This window comes from Caballeronia arvi (assembly GCF_001544695.2).
GTDB classification, from domain to species: Bacteria; Pseudomonadota; Gammaproteobacteria; order Burkholderiales; family Burkholderiaceae; genus Caballeronia; species Caballeronia arvi.
On record NZ_FCOM02000005.1, the window covers coordinates 171,449 to 188,638 of the forward strand.

Annotated in this window: 20 protein-coding genes and 1 tRNA gene; 18 read left to right on the forward strand and 3 right to left on the reverse strand. The window is 59.1% G+C overall.

What is annotated here, in order from left to right:
* The first annotated feature begins 7 nt into the window (after window positions 1-7).
* The 7 genes from AWB74_RS46875 to trfA all read left to right on the forward strand — a co-directional run bounded on the left by AWB74_RS46875 (window position 8) and on the right by trfA (window position 3,985).
* Window positions 8-442, forward strand: coding sequence for a YraN family protein (locus AWB74_RS46875; RefSeq protein ID WP_407642412.1), 435 nt, complete (start codon window positions 8-10; stop codon window positions 440-442).
* Between the two features lie 105 nt (window positions 443-547).
* Entirely contained in the window at window positions 548-1,135 is a 588-nt protein-coding gene (locus AWB74_RS08490) for a phosphoheptose isomerase (protein ID WP_061146327.1), read from the forward strand.
* A 24-nt stretch (window positions 1,136-1,159) separates the two neighbouring features.
* Window positions 1,160-1,957: a BON domain-containing protein gene (locus AWB74_RS08495; RefSeq protein ID WP_061146328.1), complete on the forward strand. Its 798-nt coding sequence runs from the start codon at window positions 1,160-1,162 to the stop codon at window positions 1,955-1,957.
* Entirely contained in the window at window positions 1,954-2,298 is a 345-nt protein-coding gene (locus AWB74_RS08500) for a c-type cytochrome (protein ID WP_061146329.1), read from the forward strand. Before AWB74_RS08495 ends, AWB74_RS08500 begins: the two co-directional genes overlap by 4 nt.
* Window positions 2,299-2,364: 66 nt before the next feature.
* Window positions 2,365-2,440 (forward strand) — tRNA-Ala (locus tag AWB74_RS08505).
* Window positions 2,441-2,672: 232 nt separating this feature from the next.
* Window positions 2,673-2,990: a DNA-binding protein gene (locus tag AWB74_RS08510; protein WP_235024519.1), complete on the forward strand. Its 318-nt coding sequence runs from the start codon at window positions 2,673-2,675 to the stop codon at window positions 2,988-2,990.
* Window positions 2,991-3,112: 122 nt separating this feature from the next.
* Window positions 3,113-3,985, forward strand: coding sequence for a plasmid replication initiator TrfA (trfA, locus tag AWB74_RS08515; protein WP_087038898.1), 873 nt, complete (start codon window positions 3,113-3,115; stop codon window positions 3,983-3,985).
* Between the two features lie 186 nt (window positions 3,986-4,171).
* Here the strand turns inward: trfA and AWB74_RS08520 are convergent, their stop codons facing one another.
* The gene (locus tag AWB74_RS08520) at window positions 4,172-5,206 is read right to left on the reverse strand and encodes a hypothetical protein (protein ID WP_143749160.1); all 1,035 of its coding nucleotides are present in this window, start codon (window positions 5,204-5,206) and stop codon (window positions 4,172-4,174) included.
* Between the two features lie 100 nt (window positions 5,207-5,306).
* Here AWB74_RS08520 and AWB74_RS46370 point away from each other — a divergent pair, with 100 nt between their 5' ends.
* The 4 genes from AWB74_RS46370 to AWB74_RS08540 all read left to right on the forward strand — a co-directional run bounded on the left by AWB74_RS46370 (window position 5,307) and on the right by AWB74_RS08540 (window position 7,737).
* On the forward strand, window positions 5,307-5,573 hold the full coding sequence (locus AWB74_RS46370; protein WP_061146331.1) for a TraK family protein: 267 nt from the start codon (window positions 5,307-5,309) through the stop codon (window positions 5,571-5,573).
* Window positions 5,574-5,882: 309 nt separating this feature from the next.
* The gene (gene traJ / locus AWB74_RS08530) at window positions 5,883-6,239 is read left to right on the forward strand and encodes a conjugal transfer transcriptional regulator TraJ (protein WP_235024520.1); all 357 of its coding nucleotides are present in this window, start codon (window positions 5,883-5,885) and stop codon (window positions 6,237-6,239) included.
* A gap of 344 nt (window positions 6,240-6,583) precedes the next feature.
* Window positions 6,584-7,090 (forward strand): hypothetical protein, encoded by a 507-nt coding sequence (locus tag AWB74_RS46880; protein WP_200821947.1) that lies wholly within the window; start codon window positions 6,584-6,586, stop codon window positions 7,088-7,090.
* A 344-nt stretch (window positions 7,091-7,434) separates the two neighbouring features.
* Window positions 7,435-7,737: a hypothetical protein gene (locus AWB74_RS08540; RefSeq protein ID WP_061146332.1), complete on the forward strand. Its 303-nt coding sequence runs from the start codon at window positions 7,435-7,437 to the stop codon at window positions 7,735-7,737.
* 442 nt (window positions 7,738-8,179) lie between these two features.
* Here AWB74_RS08540 and AWB74_RS08545 read toward each other — a convergent pair whose 3' ends face one another.
* Window positions 8,180-8,980 carry a hypothetical protein gene (locus AWB74_RS08545; RefSeq protein WP_061146333.1) on the reverse strand — a complete coding sequence of 267 codons (801 nt, stop codon included), beginning with the start codon at window positions 8,978-8,980 and terminating at the stop codon, window positions 8,180-8,182.
* A gap of 150 nt (window positions 8,981-9,130) precedes the next feature.
* On the opposite strand from AWB74_RS08545, the gene AWB74_RS08550 reads away from it, so the two are divergent.
* The 7 genes from AWB74_RS08550 to AWB74_RS08580 all read left to right on the forward strand — a co-directional run bounded on the left by AWB74_RS08550 (window position 9,131) and on the right by AWB74_RS08580 (window position 14,619).
* A complete protein-coding gene (locus AWB74_RS08550; RefSeq protein ID WP_061146334.1) occupies window positions 9,131-9,406 on the forward strand; it encodes a hypothetical protein in 276 nt (91 codons plus the stop codon).
* Entirely contained in the window at window positions 9,390-9,929 is a 540-nt protein-coding gene (locus AWB74_RS08555; protein ID WP_235024521.1) for a hypothetical protein, read from the forward strand. The genes AWB74_RS08550 and AWB74_RS08555 overlap by 17 nt, the downstream gene beginning before the upstream one ends.
* Window positions 9,926-10,882 carry a tyrosine-type recombinase/integrase gene (locus tag AWB74_RS08560; RefSeq protein WP_061146335.1) on the forward strand — a complete coding sequence of 319 codons (957 nt, stop codon included), beginning with the start codon at window positions 9,926-9,928 and terminating at the stop codon, window positions 10,880-10,882. Before AWB74_RS08555 ends, AWB74_RS08560 begins: the two co-directional genes overlap by 4 nt.
* Window positions 10,883-10,914: 32 nt before the next feature.
* Entirely contained in the window at window positions 10,915-11,796 is an 882-nt protein-coding gene (locus tag AWB74_RS08565; RefSeq protein ID WP_061146336.1) for a hypothetical protein, read from the forward strand.
* A gap of 172 nt (window positions 11,797-11,968) precedes the next feature.
* A complete protein-coding gene (gene istA, locus AWB74_RS08570) occupies window positions 11,969-13,468 on the forward strand; it encodes an IS21 family transposase (RefSeq protein WP_061146337.1) in 1,500 nt (499 codons plus the stop codon).
* Complete coding sequence (gene istB / locus AWB74_RS08575) at window positions 13,465-14,280, forward strand: IS21-like element helper ATPase IstB (protein WP_061146338.1); 816 nt, start codon at window positions 13,465-13,467, stop codon at window positions 14,278-14,280. Before istA ends, istB begins: the two co-directional genes overlap by 4 nt.
* Window positions 14,281-14,340: 60 nt before the next feature.
* Window positions 14,341-14,619, forward strand: a complete 279-nt coding sequence (locus tag AWB74_RS08580) for a hypothetical protein (protein ID WP_143749162.1) — start codon at window positions 14,341-14,343, stop codon at window positions 14,617-14,619.
* Between the two features lie 464 nt (window positions 14,620-15,083).
* Here the strand turns inward: AWB74_RS08580 and brxL are convergent, their stop codons facing one another.
* Complete coding sequence (brxL, locus tag AWB74_RS08585; protein WP_087038911.1) at window positions 15,084-17,189, reverse strand: protease Lon-related BREX system protein BrxL; 2,106 nt, start codon at window positions 17,187-17,189, stop codon at window positions 15,084-15,086.
* Window position 17,190: the final 1 nt, after the last annotated feature.

Here is a 17,190-nt window from a genome sequence, read left to right on the forward strand (position 1 = left end):
GCGCGACGTGGAAGGAAAGGTCGTCATTTTGCCACGCGCCTGCCGCGTGCAATTGCGGCCCCACGTCGACAACTTTTATGGAGGCGCCTTGTCCAAAACGCTCGGCGATGTTTTCGAGACGCATGCGCTCGAGTTCCTGCAGCGGCAGCGCATGCGCTGCGTCGCGCGCAACGTGACATGCCGCGGTGGCGAGATCGATCTCGTCATGCTCGATGAACGCGGTGCGCTCGTGTTCGTCGAAGTGCGGGCCAGAAAGCGCGGGCGCTTCGCCAATGCCGCCGCGAGTGTCGATGCGAGAAAGCGCGCGCGCCTCGTGCATGCCGCGCAGCATTTCCTCGCGACATGGCGCGGCGCGTTGCCTGCTTGCCGCTTCGATGTCGTTGCGTTCGATGCGGGCCGTATCGAGTGGATGCGCGATGCGTTTCGCGCTGACGAAGCATGAGCGCGGTTCGCTACATGATGCATGCGGTAAACTGCGCAACAACCGGCGCCTTGAGCGTTCAAGCCACATGCCGCAGCATATGCCGCGGCCGATGATCGAGAGTCGATGTCAGTCGAACGTATTCAACAGCAATTCCGCGACAGCGCGGCGCTCAAACTCGAAGCACTCGACACGCTGGCGGTTCCGATCGCGGCAGCCGTCGATACGCTTTTCGGCGTGCTCGCGAACGGCAACAAGATTCTCGTCTGCGGCAACGGCGGCTCGGCGGCCGATGCGCAACGCTTTGCCGCGCAACTGATCGGTCGCTTCGAGCGCGAGCGTCCGGGCTTGCCGGCGATCGCACTGACGACCGATACATCGATTCTCACGGCCATCGGCAACGACTATGCGTTCGAGCAGATCTTCTCGAACCAGGTCCGCGCGCTTGGCCAGGCGGGCGACGTGCTGCTTGCGATCAGCACGTCGGGCAACTCGGTCAACGTGCTCGCCGCGATTCAGGAAGCGCACGAGCGCGAGATGATCGTGATCGCGCTGTCGGGCAAAGGTGGCGGCGCGATGTCCGACGTGCTCGCCGAAACCGACATCCATATCTGCGTGCCGTCCGATCGCACGGCGCGTATCCAGGAAGTCCATCTGCTGATCATTCACTGTCTGTGCGACGGCATCGATGCGATGCTGCTCGGCGACGACTGAAACTGAAAAGGGGGAACGGAGTTGATGAACAAGACACGCGTCAAGGCGACGCTGGCCCAAGCCACGCTCGTGGCGAGCATGTTGTCCGGAGTCGCATTGACGTTGCAGGGCTGCGCTCTCGCGGTCGTCGGCGCGGCGGCAGGCGGCACGTTGATCGCCACGGATCGCCGCACGCTCGGCGCACAGACCGAAGACCGCGAGATCCAGATCAAGGCGACATCGCGGATCAACGAGAATCTGCCCGATACGGCGCATGTCAACGTGACCGTGTTCAACCGGCGCGTGCTGCTGACGGGCGAAGTCCCCGACGAAGCGTCGAAGCAGAAGGCCGAAGCGGTCGTGCGCGACATCAACAACGTGGGCAGCATCGTCAACGAACTGGCGATTCAGGGCGCGAGTTCGATTTCGTCGCGCGCGAACGACTCGTATCTCGAAGGCCGCGTAAAGACCGCGATGGTCGGCGAGAAGGACTTGCGCGCGAACTACTACAAGGTGGTGTGTGAGCGCGGCGTCATCTATCTGATGGGGCTCGTCACGCAGGATGAAGGTGCGCATGGCGCCGATGTCGCCGCGCGCGTGTCGGGCGTCGAACAGGTCGTGAAGGTCTTCCAGTACATCAAGCCGGAAGAAGCGCAGGCGCTGGAGGCGGCTGCCGCATCCGATGCGAGTGCGGTGTCGGCGGCGAGCGCGCCGGCTCCCGAAGCGACGGTCGGTACGGTGCCTGATTCGGGCGTGAGCTCGCGTCCGCTGGACACGCAGTCGCCGGCACCGGTGAAGAATTCGGACGTTCATCCGGGCAATCCGGCTCCGGCGGCGAAATGAAGGCGTTGCGTTTGATCTTCGGCGCGGTGTTCGTCGCCGCGTCGATCGGTGTGTGCGCGGCAGAGCAACCGGTGTCTTCCGCGAACGGGATGGCGGTTGCGCGCAGCAATGCGTGCATGGGCTGTCATGCGATCGATCGAAAGCTCGTGGGGCCGTCGTTTCAGCAGATCGCTGAGAAGTACAAGGGACAGCCGCAGGCGAGCGTGCAGCTCGAGAAGAAAGTGAAGAACGGCGGCGCGGGCGTTTGGGGTCCGATTCCGATGCCCTCGCATCCACGAATGAACGATGCGGATATCAAGACGGTCGTCGCGTGGGTTTTGGCGGGAGCGCCGGAGAAGTAAGTGTCGGGTGTATCGTCGGAAGGCTTGCCTGATGGCGTTTGCGCTGTGATATAATTTTAGCTCGTTGGGGGGGTAGCTCAGCTGGGAGAGCGTCGCGTTCGCAATGCGAAGGTCGGGAGTTCGATCCTCCTCCTCTCCACCACGAATTTGCTTTGGAAACAACGCACTACGTCTTGCGATGTAGTGCGTTGTTTTGCTTTCTATCGCACCTTTATGCACGCGCGATGTGGCAGATTTGTGGCGTCGAGTGGTAGCGCACGAGCCCACCGCTCACTGGTAGAAAACACTTCGCTTTTCTACCGAGACTTTAGAGTTGCTTAAAGTCAACCTTGCATACATCAGCCAACCAACGCCGCTGTGTGCACAAATGTGACATGGCGCAAAAAACAGCCATGTCCATGCAAGCGCTACTCACGGTCGATCAACTCGCCGAGCATTTACAAAAGTCTGTCGCCAGCATCCGTAGCGATGCGACGCGAAATCCCCAGTCTCTTCCGCCAATCTGCCGACTTCCCAATACGAAACGCCTTCTTTGGCGAGCGGAAGATGTAGAAAGGTGGATTGGCCAGCACGTCGCCGATGCAGTGTTTCTCGATGTGTCGGAACTGCCCCTTTCGGAAAAGCGACGACGAGGCCGTCCGACGAAAGCCGAATCGGTCGCGAAGCACACTCGTAGCAACGGCAAGCGGTGAGTCGTACCGACGATGGTCCGCGAGGCCGCATCCGCCCCGTCGTGCAGGGACGAAGACCAGCAGGGGTTGGCGGCGAGTCGTTACGCCACTCGGCTGATGCACTTGTCGCACGTGTTGCCGACATGGAGAAAAAGCATCGCGCGCGGATCGGTGGTCAAAAGCGCGATGAGGCGGCTCCCGCACCGCCTCTGCAGGCACTCGTTCACTTGCCGCATTGGCCGGACTTCGTGCGAGGCGTGCCAAACGGGTTCCTGCGATCAGCACTTTTTGGCGCTATTGCGAAGGGGCACCGCCGCTATTTAGCGGGCGAGCTGATACCCACGCTTGACGGTCTCACAATTATCTACACTGGCGAACGCCTTGATCAGGGCGACCTTGACGTGTGGGAAAGCGTCCTCCACGTTGTGCGCCTTCAGGCGCTAGGACTACCGTGCCGCATGACGTCATATTCGCTGCTCAAGTTAATGGGCAACACCGATACGGGCAAAAACCGCAAGGTGCTGCACACACGCATCACTCGTTTGATAGCTAATGCAGTAGAGATCAAGCAAGAGGGCTGGTCGTACATCGGCAGCCTGATTGATAAGGCGTTCAAAGACGATAAAACCCAAGAATGGGTGATCGTCGTCAGTCCCAGGTTGCACACCTTGTTCGCAGCGGACCAGTTCACGCAGATCGACTGGAATGTGCGTCGCACGCTGGTCGGAAAGTCACTTGCTCAATGGCTGCACGGATTCTACGCAAGTCACGCGAGGCCATACCCCATGCGCATGGAAACACTGCTAAGGCTCGCCGGTAGCGAGGACGAGAGCATGAGCAGCGCGCGACAGACGCTACGCAAGGCTCTCGATGCCTTGGCTGAAGCGAGCAAGGCCCATGGGCAGGCGTTCAGCTACGACATCCAAGGCGACCTGGTGCATATCGACAAGAAGCCTAGCGAGTCGCAACGCCGACACTTGGCCAAGCGGCTCAATGGCCAAAAAGTACTTCTTTGATACCGTTCTAGCGCCTACGGAACTGCCGTTCCTGCACCTACGAGACACCGTTCCTTCGCCTACGCTTTGCCGTTCCGACGCCTAGCGCGTACCGTTCCAGCGCCTAAGCTATCCACAGGCTCAGAGCCTCGCAAACCAAGATTGGTAGGGAGTTCCGGCATTTCACTTGCCACGCCTAATCTTGTTTTAATCTTTTACTAATCGTACTGTGGCTTTCGGCTCCGAGTTATCTTGATTGCCGTTGCGTCGCGTGCTACGTGGATCAAACCTGGCGTTGATTTCCCTCCTGCGGTCCGAAATCTGATCTGCAAGGCTCTGTGGAGGTCGCCGTTCCGATGGAGCCCAATCCAAATCAAGCGCGTCCCAGCGATCTGCATCGGTGATCCACGAGAGAGAAGCGTTAGCGTACAACGGCGCCTCGTGCTTCGTGAGACCAATCGACGCTCGATACGAGCCATCTAAATCCAACCGCTTCTTCTCCATGTTTTCCAACTCATCGCGCACCAGAAAGAAGCCGTCATAGCTATTTAATTCGTGAAAAATCCCCGTGGCGTTGAGACAGTGTTGAACGCAGCGGTAGGCCCCTATTCCATCGACATCGGAGACTGCTAGCGAGTTGATTATTTGATGCAGACGATATAACGCGACCGCTTCCGTAAGGTGATTTAGGGTAAGCGGTTCTCTGTGAGCCAAAGCGATGAGTATCTCGCCCTCAAACTCTCGAATGGTTTCGTAAAAGGTGCGCTCTTTGAAAGAAGTGGTCTCAACTTTTCTCCACGCTGCATCATCGAGCCAAGGTCCTTCGCTACTAAAGCGTGTCCGACACAATGGCCAAAGGACCGACGGATCGAATGCATTGCCCCAAAGGGCGCGCCATAAGTTTGCGGGCCCGTTTTCGAAGATAAGTTCCGCGTCATCAAATAGCTGGCCGAGCATTTCAATCGGGCCGGCAGGGTGAAATATGAAATCACCGTTGTCGAGTTTGTACCACTTGTTCGAAGTCTGTGTGTCCGTCCACCCCAGTTTTTCGGATTCTGTGTTAATCCATGCAGCGAGTTGGTTTATTTTCACGAAGCCTTTCCTGTGCATCAACGATCTCATCATCGTTCTGGCTTTTAGCTTCATGATTTCAACTTCTTTTGAGTTCTTGGGGCGCATATGGCGGCGACGTACGGAAGAGAATAACGGGCTCAGCACGAGAGCTGAACGAATATTGATCAAGATTTATCGAAAATATAACGTGTTTCTACCGTGAAGTGTTCGGTCAGAGACCCGAAAATTCCGTATTGCTTGCAACTGAGCGCATAACGGGGGAAGTCTGATGAAAGAATTGAGTTTGTCGCAAAGAATAGCCGCGCAGGTTTTGGCAGAAGCAACGGGCCCGTCCGGGGCCGTGAATCGAGCTACTTTCCTTGGAGTACAAACCGAGGTCCAGCGTGCGATTGAAGAGGGATGGTCTGTCTTAGCAATCCACCGCACTCTTCAAGAAGCGGGTGTAATCACGTTTGGGTATCAGGCTTTTCGGCGATATGTCAAAACACTCATCCTTGAGAGGAAACCGATCGACATCAAGACAAGTCAGCGATGAAACCGATCAATGGGCGGACGATGTCGGTTCAACCAAGATGGAAGCGGTCAAAAAGCGAACTGTGCGTGTTTGCGTTACCTTTGATCGCTTATGTTCCGCAGATTCTCGATGAGCGTCGCTGAAACGTATCGATTACGTAGCGGGCAAGATAGGTGAAGTAGGCCCACCCGCAAGCGGGCGTACCTTCTTCACTCTCCCTTATTCGCGCTCCGCGCTCAATGGGAATCTTGCTAAGGAAGTCGTCATCTTATGGCGACTACGGCTCGAGCCGAGGGCGCATACCGGATGAACGCCAGAAGGAATAACGAAATGAAGAGCACCCGAAAAGGTTCCACGCCAATCAAAGTGTGGTGCTTGCCGGAGGAGAAGGCGAGCATCGAAGAGAACGCGCGTAAGGCAGGAATGAGCCTTTCAATGTATCTGCGTAACGTCGGGATGGGCTACCGCATCAAGGGTGTTATTGACGCAGAACTGGTGTTAAAACTCGCCAAAATTAATGGCGATCAAGGACGGCTTGGCGGCTTATTGAAGCTGTGGCTGACGAATAGTGAAAAACTGAATGCACAAGATCCTGAGCAATTGCGCCGAGTTATCCATGGAGTCCTTGAGCGCATTGTTTCGATGCAAATTGCAATGCTGGACCTCGTGAAAACCAAAAGCCGATAGCGCCCGTTCAATGGCCGGTTGTTGTTCTATGCGAACATGTGTTGATATTTCCGCCTCTCCTGATCAAAGCGAGCAGAGCTGGTCAACTCACACTGCCCAAAGTTGATGTCATTCGGAAGGCACACCACTGCTTCTTTGTCATCCACGACATGTGTTTCGGCGTCCGTCGAGATTTAGCGGCTAAATTTTTCGACCGATGTTTCGGATCGCTCACCGCTGACGGTCGGTCAGTGTTCCATAGACGCCGTCGCCGTCGCCGTTACCGGAACGAGGCCGGCGAGTTCGGCGAGTTCGGCGAATTTAGCGGCTAAACTTCAATTTTCAGTTCCGGAGTTTGATCAGAAATGAAAAACGACCAGCTCAAGAGTCTGCCCGACGATACAGACGAGTGGATTCGCCTCTTGCAAACCGATGATGGACGCGCCGCACGAGAACATCTAGCGGCAGGAATGCCGATCTACTATCGTGAGACGGACACTCCGGCTGGGGTTTGTATTAAAAAATTTCCGGACGGACACAGGGAATGGGTCACCTTCGATCGAAGAACCGGGCTCGAATCGGTCATTCGCACGCTAAACGAGAACGATCCGACGCCCCCACTCGCCGCCGCATTGGCGCAGCAAGGTGACGATGTTGGTCTCGACTTTGGCGCTGCAAGCGTGCAGCTCGACGACTTGACGGAGGGAGGCCTAGTGGAAGACGCTGTTGACGAGACCGATCTTGATCAGCGACTCGATGAGGTTGCGGCGTCTACTCAGAAGGCTAATGAAGCCCTGGACGATGCGCTGTCGTTCATCGCCGCTTCCAATTTGCGTATCGACAAGGTGAGGGGCAAGCCCGACGAGGGCTGAATCGATGGCGATTGGGACCGCCCCCGTACTGTCAACGTCGCAGCGGCTGCATGATTACCGCGCGGCAAGATTCGGGCGCCATTGAGGCGTGGTTCTTCCCGTGATCTAGGGCTGGGCCCCATTTCATAAGGCTTCGGGGCCATACCTCGTGGCTTGAGATTGAGCAAAGGGGCTTCTATCTGTCGGCGGTGTCAGCAAAAGCAAAGGCGCGTTTGGTCGCGAGCTTGCATTCGTTGACAGTACGGGGGCGCTCGGTTTTCGCAACCGGAGGACATGGACGGTGAGTTCGTGCTTGGGACGTGATAGACACGACTAGTCATTGACCGCGGGAAGCGAGGCCGGAAGTGAACCCAGAACTAGCTGCCGAACTAGCAGATGAGGCGCAACTGAAGGCAGCAATACGCGAGTTGCGGAAGCTGAGAAAGGACAGCGAACACCTTAACCGGGCATGGTCGGAAACGTGGGCGGCTCGTCAGAAGTATGAGCGAGAGTACTCTTTCATGGTCAAGCACCTCAAGGAACGAGAGGACCGCATCATGGATGAGCTAAGGCCCTATCTTGCCAACATTGAAGAGCTTGAGAAACGAGTAAAGAAGTTGGATCGAAAAATTCGAAAACGGGGCAAAAGCCGTCCTGGAGAACCATAGGGTCATCAGGTATTACGCGACCCGCTTTGTCGACGCAGAACCCCGTTGGTGCTTGGCCAGTTCAGATCATGGCGACGTTCAACAACCCGCAAAATCGAGGAACGGCACCTAATGTCAGACGTGTCCAATAAACGATGAATTCGCAAAAAGGTGAAAATCTGGTTTCGGAGGGCGCGTTTTGCCAAATTTTGTGTCAACCCGTCAAGCTTCCAACGGTGCGCAACTGTTCATCAATCAATTAGTCGAGTGCAGGCGCTCAGTCTGACAATCCGGAACAGAACGAAGCGCGGCGACGCTTTTTTTTCGCCGTGTGCGCTCGCCGGCAACGTACGCCAGGTGCACAACAGAACTATTTAGTGACCGTTGTAACGAAGAGTCCCGAAGAGTCTGCTTTTGTAGCCGTATCAACAGGCTATTTAACGGCCGAGCCGCGCTCGACGGTCTATTCAGAGCCTTTGCCGTAGAACGCCGAGAACTCGCCGGTGCCGCTTTCAATCTCACGCCGGATCGCTCGGGTTTGAGATTCGATGAAACTTGTTTCGGTGTCGCGCTCAACAAACGCCCGCTTGAATTGCTCAAACGTTGCGCTGTGCCGCAAACTGACGGCCAGAGCTGACAGAATCCGGTTCTGGCCGTGCATGAAGCCGAGCTGATAGGTTTCCGACTTCGCCAGTTTTTTGGCAAGCGCTGGGTGGGCCACTTCCCCCCACTCCCTTTCGGTACGCGCATCTCGCTCGATGTCGTTGGTGGCGTAGTCGACGGCATAGGTTTCATCGACTCGCAACCAAGCTGGACGTTCAAGCCGTCTTGCAGCCTCGCCCTTTAGATGTTCCTGGTCGGACGGCGACAGACTGGCGACATGCTCCCGAAGTGCGATGATTGCCCATTCCGGGCACGGCCGGCTGCTGACCCGGTGACTTTCGATCAGCCAGCTCTGCACGGTACGCTCAGTAATCGGATCGCGTCCACTTGCGCGGTTAATCGCCGAAACGGCGAGGCTGTTGCTCTGGCCCAGGTACTGATTGATCAACGCACGTAACTCGCCACGACGGTCTTCATTAAGCAACGTCTGTTGCAAGTCGCGCCTCAACGCATCGATCTCTTCTGACGACATGCGTTGCGCAACCGCTCCAGCCACTGCGAAGGTCCGAAGGCCGTCGGGACCAATCGCGACTTCGATCTGAAGACCGGTCTCTTGATGGGTCGCGGTGCTACTTTGAAAGCGGTTGTATTGCCAGCCCATTTGGGTTCCTGTTGTTTGGAGATCGGCGTATTGTGCGCACGTAGTGCGCACAAGTCAAATGCTTTCGATAGGCGGTGCAGTTATAGGTGATAATGTCCTTTATCAAACATAGGATCGATGTTGAGATCCGGAACAACCGAGCGAGGGCATATGGGCACGACACGAACACTGGATAACTGTGAGTCGGCAGACGGCAAGACATCGTGGCGGCTTTATGAAGAGCTTTTCGAGTCGGGCACGGTCTATCTCGAACTGACTGGCGTCGGGGTCGAACTGGAAACCACCGGACAGGCGCGGACCCATCTCGTGGCGCGCTTGCCGCTCGACCTGGCCAGGCGCCTCGCGACCGCGAACGTCACGCCCGCCCAATGGGACGAGATCGCGAAGGATCGCAACTTCGGAGTGCGGGGTGCGCACGGTGAATGATCTTCAGGCTCCGCTGACCGGTGACGCCGAACGCCATTACCTGCACTCCGTGCTGCGCGAACGGATCGTTGAGCATGCGTTCGTCGGCGACGCCCTGCGTCGGCTGTGGCAGCGCGGCGTCACCGACGTCGAGGTGTTGCGCTCCGAGTTCGATGCCGGCGGCCATGACCTCGTGATGAGTTACGGTCCTATCGTCCGCCACGTCCAGTTCAAGGCGATGGTGGCCGGTGGCAAGCGGGCCAGCGTCACCGCGAGCCTCAGGCTGATGGACAAGCCGAGCGGTTGCATCCTCTGGATCGTGGTCACCGAGGGTCTGGATTTTCACTCCTTCCTGTGGTTCGGCAACCCGCCTGGCGAGCCGCTGCCGGACATCCGGGGATTGAAGGCCGCGACCCATACGAAGGCCAATGCAGCGGGCGTGAAGCTGGAGCGGCCCGGCCAGCGAACCGTTCCGCGCAGCGTCTTCACGCCGCTCGCGTCGCTGGATGCGGTGCTGGAGCAGCTTTTTGGCCCCCTGCCATGAATCATGCTCCAGCACTGACGGCGCCGGCTGTTTTTGCGCTCGTGACCGCGGCCGGCGAACGGGCCGGGGTGCGCTTCCTCGAATTCTTCGCCTCGGCGATCCGCAATCCGCACACGCGCCGCGCGTATGCGCGCGCAGCCAGCGACTTCCTCGGGTGGTGCGCCGGCGCCGGCGTGCCGTCGATCAAGGCCGTGCAGCCACTGCATGTCGCCGCCTGGATCGAGTTGCAGACCACCACGCACTCGGCACCGACCGTCAAGCAGCGCCTAGCGGCGATCCGCCACCTGTTCGACTGGCTGGTGACCGGCCAGATCGTGCTGCACAACCCGGCCGCGTCGGTGCGCGGTCCCAGCCACACCACGAAGCAGGGCAAAACCCCGGTGCTCGACGCCACCGAGGCGCGGCAGCTGCTCGACAGCATCGATGTGACCACGCCGATCGGGCTGCGCGACCGCGCGCTGATTGCGCTGATGGTGTTTTCGTTCGCACGGATCGGTGCTGCGCTGGCGATGCGCGTTGACGATGTCTATGTGCAGCAGCGGCGCCTGTGGGTGCGTCTGCGCGAAAAAGGCGGCAAGGCGCACGCGATGCCGTGCCATCACACACTGGAAGCCTACCTGCACGCGTACCTCGATGGCACCGGCCTCGCCAGTGAACCGAAGGGGCCGCTGTTCCGCACGGTTGCGCGCGGCACCGGCCAGCTGAGCAGTACGCCGTTGCCGCAGGCCAACGCGTATGCGATGGTGCGCCGGCGCGCGCTGGCCGCGGGTATCGCTACGAGGATCGGCAACCACACGTTCCGTGCGACTGGCATCACCGCTTACCTGAAAAACGGCGGCACGCTCGAGAACGCCGCGGCGATGGCCAATCACGCATCGACGCGCACCACGCAGCTCTATGACCGGCGGCGCGACGACATCAGCCTGGATGAGGTCGAGCGGATCCGTCTCTGAAAGCCAGTTCGCTATCTCCACGGCGGGCGGCCATGGGTTATCTGTTCACGCGGCTGCAGCTGTATGAGCTCGTCTGGGCCGAGCCGATCAGCACACTGGCAAAATCACTGGTCATTTCCGATGTCGGGCTCGCGAAGGCGTGCCGGCGGGGAGACATCCCGTTGCCCCCGCGCGGCTACTGGGCAAAGCTCAACGCAGGCCAGCGTGTTGACCGCACGCCGCTACCGCTCCGCGCGCCTGGTGCATCGGACCGTGTCGAGGTCGGCGTCGGCGTCGGGCGCCCTCGGGTGTTCCGACAGGATGTTGCGGACACATCAGTCCCGGACGCCGCACCACCTGAGCCGCTGGTCTATGGCGAGACGCTCGACGCTGTCGAGGCGCGGATCCGGCTGGCGTTACCCGCGAAATTCCGCTTCGTGCATAAGCTGGATAACGCGCACCCATTGATCGGACGGCTGCTGCGTGAGGACGACGCACGCCGCGAAGCGATGGCGAAGAACCGGTATGCATGGGACAAACCCCGCTTCGAAAGCCCTTTTGAGCAGCGCCGGCTAGTGTTTCTTAGCAACCTGTTCACGCTGCTTGCGGCGCTTGATGTTCGTGCGTGGATGAGGGGACGGGAGGCGCGTGAGCTAGGCCTGCACATCGGCGACCAGCATGTCGAGCTGAAAATTGACACGCTTGCGTCGCTGCGCCCGCGCAAGGGACCACCCAAGAAAGCACGCGGTGAGCCGATGGCAGTAGAAGTCAGAGTCGCACGCTGGAAGCACGACGAGCGCGAAGAGCGGCTGTTCTGGAGTGACGGCGACGCGAACCGGCTGGAAAACCAGCTCCGCGAGATTGCCGTCGCGCTCGTGCTGACCGCTGAAAGGCAATATCGGAAGGCTCTGCAGTTTTCCTACGATTGGGCGTGACACGACTTCGAGGTGGGGGGCGACAATGATTGTGTCCGGTGTAGCGACATTCATCTTGGCCGGTAGTGAGGAGTCGGAGGCGGCGTAGCCGCCGCAGACGACGAACTACCGGCGGCGCTGGATCGGCGAGGCCTAGGATGGCTGACTGAACCTAAAAAGAGGCGGTCAGCCCATGTCTGGAAGCCGCATCACCGACCAGCAGGTCCGCCTCTATATGAACCATCGCAAACACCATTCGCAGAAGCTCGCTGCGGCGAAGTCAGGCATGAGCGAGCGCACGGCGCGGCGTGTCGAACACGAAGCCGGGCTACCGTCTCAGCAGCCTCGACGCTACTGGCGCTCGCGCCCAGATCCATTCGCCGATGTCTGGGAGAGCGAAGTGGTCCCATTGCTACGCGCTGGGCCAAAGCTAAAGGCGATCACCCTGCTGCGCAAATTGCAGGAGGACCATCCCGAGCGCTTTCCGGACAGCATGCGGCGCACGTTTGAGCGACATGTCAGCCAGTGGCGCGCGCTCGAAGGGCCGAACCAGGAAGTGTTCTTCCCTCAAACGTATCAACCGGGCGCGCGAGGCCTGTCGGACTTCACGCACATGGACAAGTTGTGCGTAACGATTGGTGGCATCCCGTTCAACCATCTGCTGTATCACTTCGTGCTGGCGTTCTCGCGCTGGGAATACGCCAGCGTGGTCGATGGTGGCGAGAGCTTCCAGGCGCTCGCGACGGGACTACAGAACGCGCTTTGGCAGGCCGGCGGCTGCCCACGCGAACACCGTTCCGATAGTCTGTCGGCGGCGTTCAGAAACCTGCAGGAAGAGGAAGACTTCACAGCTCGCTATGCGGCGCTACTCGAGCACTACGGGATGGAAGGCACACGCAACAACCGTGGCATGGGTCATGAGAATGGCAGTGTCGAATCCTCGCATCGTTATTTGAAGGATCAGATCGATCAGGCAATGGAGTTGCGCGGTCACCGCGACTTCGCTGACCGCGCCGCGTACGACGAGTTCGTGCGCGGGGTGGTAATGCGCCGCAACCGGCGCAATGCTGCAGCGTTCCAGATAGAGCGCGAACACTTGCTGGATCTGCCTGAGCACCGTACCACCGACTTCGACGAGGAAGAAGCGCGCGTGACACGCTGCGGCACATTCACCGTGCGTTGTGTCCTGTACAGCGCCCCGTCGCGGCTGATCGGTCATCGCCTGAAGGTACGCCTCTGCGGTGACCGGCTCGATTGCTATCTGTCCGGCGCGCTCGTGCACAGCACGGCGAGAGCCACACATACGAGCAAACGGCGGGGTCGCGGCATCGACTACCGACACTTCATCGAGTCGCTCAAACGCAAGCCGCAGGCCTTCAGGGGCCTCGCGTTCCGTGACGATCTGTTTCCGCGTGAAGCCTACCGTCGGACCTGGGAGCGACTGGAGCAGGCGCTGACGCCGCGCAGCGCATGCAAGACCATGGTGGGTCTGCTTGAGCTGGCAGGAAACCACGGCGTCGAGGCGCAACTGGCCGAGAGGCTCGATGCATTGCTCGAACTCGGTGAACTGCCCGATCTGAAGGCGCTGTTCGATGAGTTCGCCCCGCGCCAGGCCGAGTGTCCGGTGGTTGTCGTCGAAATGCCGTCCGCCGCGCTCTACGACACACTGCTCGATGAGGAGGTGCTCGCATGAACGCCGCCTACGATGCGGGCCGTATCGCGCTGATGCTCAACGAATTGCGGCTGCCTACGATCGGCCGGTTGTGGCCGGACTTCGCTGAACGCTCGGACAAGGAAAGCTGGCAGGCGTGCCGCTTACTCGGCGCATTGCTTGAACACGAACTCGCCGAACGGGCCAAACGGAGAATCGAGCGTCATCGCACCGAATCACATCTGGATCCGACCAAGACGCTCGCCACCTTCGACTTCGGCGTTGTACCGATGGTCTCGAAGGCGCATGTGATGGCACTGGCAACCGGTGATTCGTGGCTTGAGAAAGGCGCCACGATCCTCCTGTTCGGACCACCTGGCGGGGGAAAAAGTCATCTGGGGAGTGCGATCGGCCATGCGCTCATCGACGCCGGCTATCGCGTATTGTTCACGCGCACCGGCGAAATCGTGCAGAAGCTCCAGGTCGCGCGCCAGAGTTTGCAACTGCCTTCGGCGCTCGCGAAGCTTGACCGCTTCGATCTGATCATCCTCGATGACCTGTCATATGTGAGAAAGGATCAGGCCGAAACCAGCGTGCTGTTTGAGTTGATCGCCGAGAGGTATGAGCGGAAAAGTCTTCTAATAACGGCCAATCAGCCGTTCTCAGGCTGGAATGATGTATTCCCTGACCCCGGCATGACGGTGGCCGCCATCGACCGGCTCGTCCATCACTCGACGATCTTCGAACTGAACGTTGAAAGCTATCGGCGCCGCAAAGCCAGCGACAAACAGAAAGAGCGACGCCGTCAATTACCCGGAGACCACCCGACCGGAGCGACAACCATGCCCAACTAAACAGCGACAATCACCTCGACCGACCGGCCAAGATGATTGTCGGTAAACCGGACGTCCTGCTTGACGCTATCCATCGAGGGGCGTCTTGAAATGGCCAGCAAAGCGCGCGAAGCCGCAGAAGCACGTGAGCGCGACGCGCGCGAGCAGGCCGAGCAGGACCGTGTCAGTCGCCTGCTTGCTCAAGTTAGCGCTTGCCAGCAGGCGCAGCAGATTCAGGAGTACGTGGGCAAAGTCGAGTCCACACCAAATGCAATTGAGTGGCGCGCGTTCGATGGCGATCGCGACGCTTGGGCTCGCTGGGCCTTGGCAATTGCTGATCGTCTCGACCCGTTGATGTAATCCGAAAATCCTGCAGTAACGCGAGGTTAGATCGCCCAACTGATTATGCGGTTTCGTTTAAAAAACCGTCGTTTTTGTCGACATGCTTGCCTAGCGCGTGTTCGTGCGGCCAGTCGGGCACGTTTCTGTCTAAACTCCGATCAATTTTTCAAAGCGCGGCAAACGTCAGTGAATCCACGCATAGGCTACGCGCGAGCTTCGGCGGGCGATCGGGGTCTTGGGCAACAGCGACATGCCCTCACGCAGTCTGGTTGCACAACCATTTTAGAGGAGACCGCTGGCGAATATGCGGCGCGGAGCCCTCGATTTGAGCAATGCTGGAAAATCCTGGCGCCTGGTGCCCCCCAAGTGGCGTGGCGGTTGGATCGTCGTCCTTCGTTCTATCTCTGGAAAAAGCTCTGGAAGTCCCCGTATCAGCTAGCCTCGGCCAATCGGACATAGCTCTTGATAACGCGTACGTAAGACTACTCCACCAGTGCCTTGAAGGCGGCTTGGGACGGTTCGCTGTAGAACTCGATGCGGAGCTTGTCCAACACTTCGGCCGGAAGTGCAGCGAAGTCACGGCTGTTCTCGGTCGGGATCAATACGCGGCGCGCGCCGGCGTCCATCGCAACTCGAAGTTTGTCGCCAAGCCCCTCGACCCTGGACAGCACGCCATGTAGGCTCATCTGCCCGAGCACGACCAACTGTGCGCCGATCGTACGGCCGAGCGTCGCGGAAAGTAGGGCGATGTAAAAGGCCATCCCGAGATCGTCCGCGTCGTTTCCGGGGGTCAACCTCATGACCTGAAGGCTGACGTCGTACTGGCCGAGATCGCGATCGAGACCGATCTTCTTGCCGTTCGCACGCAGGTAGTCGTACGACATGCGTGCGGACTCTCGGATGCCCTTCGACGTCATCCCAACGACGGCGAAACGTCCCCCGCCGGGCGCTACAGAGCACTGAATCCGGAAGAGCGAGTAGCGACCCTCCGCGGGGTCGTGCCCCACGGTAAAGACGTCGCCTGGCGGAAGGGGGCTGTCAGGCAAGATCTGCGTCGAACCGAGCTCTTTGCACGTCACGAATGTTTCGTGGCGATTTTCCTTATCGATGTAGGACAGGTTCACCCGCGCATACTCGATACCGCCCATTCGGCGGAGTTGCTCCTTTACGCGCCGTCGAAGCTCAATCGAGAACTGAAGGTACTCCTCGATTTCGGCCTTCGTGCACTCTCCGTCCGGGTGCAGAAGCTTTATCAGGCCGGAGGTCGACCTAGCAATAGCCTTTCGGTCGCGCTCCTCGACGTGGCTGCCGAGGTGGAAATGGCGGTCATAATGGTCCGCATAGCTGCGCGGCCTGAGCTCGTTGTGGAAGATCTCGGCGATGTAATCAGCAATGAAGCCCATATGGGCGGTAAAGTACCCAGGCTGCATCTTTGGCAGTTCCCACCCCGGAAGGTAGGCGTGCCAGCGGTCGTGGAATGCCATGTCGTTGCGGATCGTGTCCGGGAACGGCAGGAATAAGTGTGAAGTGCGCGCGATCGTCTCTACCTCGCCGTCCAAATTGCCATTGAAGACAAATCCCGCCTCACCCTGAATGGTTCCCTTCGCGCTGCCACGCGAGAACGACCCGAGCTCCATATAGTCTTTGTAGAGCTGCTTGTCCTCGGGCTTCTTGAAGTGCGATCCGGCGACCTCGTCGAATGCGACCAAGTCCCAGCGCGTAACGAGGCCCGGTTCGTAGGGTGGTGCGTTTGACGCGAAAAGCTTCGGGATCGTGACCTGGCCGCCTGAGAGCAAGATCGAGTAGGGCGACAGCTCGCGAAAGACGTACGATTTGCCTGTCCCGCGCGGGCCAAGCTCGACGAGGTTAAAGTTCTTTTCGACGAGTGGGACGAGACGCAAGAGGTAGAGCCACTTGCGGCGGGGTGTGAAGTCTGGATGAGCGGGCTCATATCCCATCGTCCGCAGAAGCACGTCCGTCCACTCGTCACGCGTGAACTGCCGCCGGCCCTCTACGAACTCGTCGTAGCGGGCACTCGCGATCTGGATCGGTGCGAGTCGCTGCAGAACAAATGGCCGGGTGACGCCGCGGTGGAGGATGGTTTCATCGTAGGACAGCTCGATGTTGGCCCAGATGCCGCCCGTAAAAAGCCGCTCGTGCTTGTGCACAAGATCAGGCTCCACATGGATAAAGTCCAGCCCGCTAGCGGCGAGTCTTGCCCAATATTTCCCGCCCTGGTCCTTCTCGTCAAACGTGACCGTACAGAGATCGATGATCTTCATCGAGCGCTGTTTTTGGAGGCGCGCTTTGACTAGCTCGCCCTGGTCTGCGCGTACGATGCGCTCGGTGATGGTGTCCTTGACCTGCCGAAGACCAGCCTCGATCTCATCTCGATTTGTGGTCGAACAGAACTTCCCCAACAGATACTCGAGGACGTATACGGGGACGTTGAACCCGACCTTGAGCCTCTTGACAAGGTCCTTGCGCACCACCCGACCGGCGAAAGTCTCCAGAAGTTTTCGGTCGAGGTCGTCGACAGGCACCTCATCCACCGACGGCAAGTCTATGTTCTGATCGTGGCTATTCATG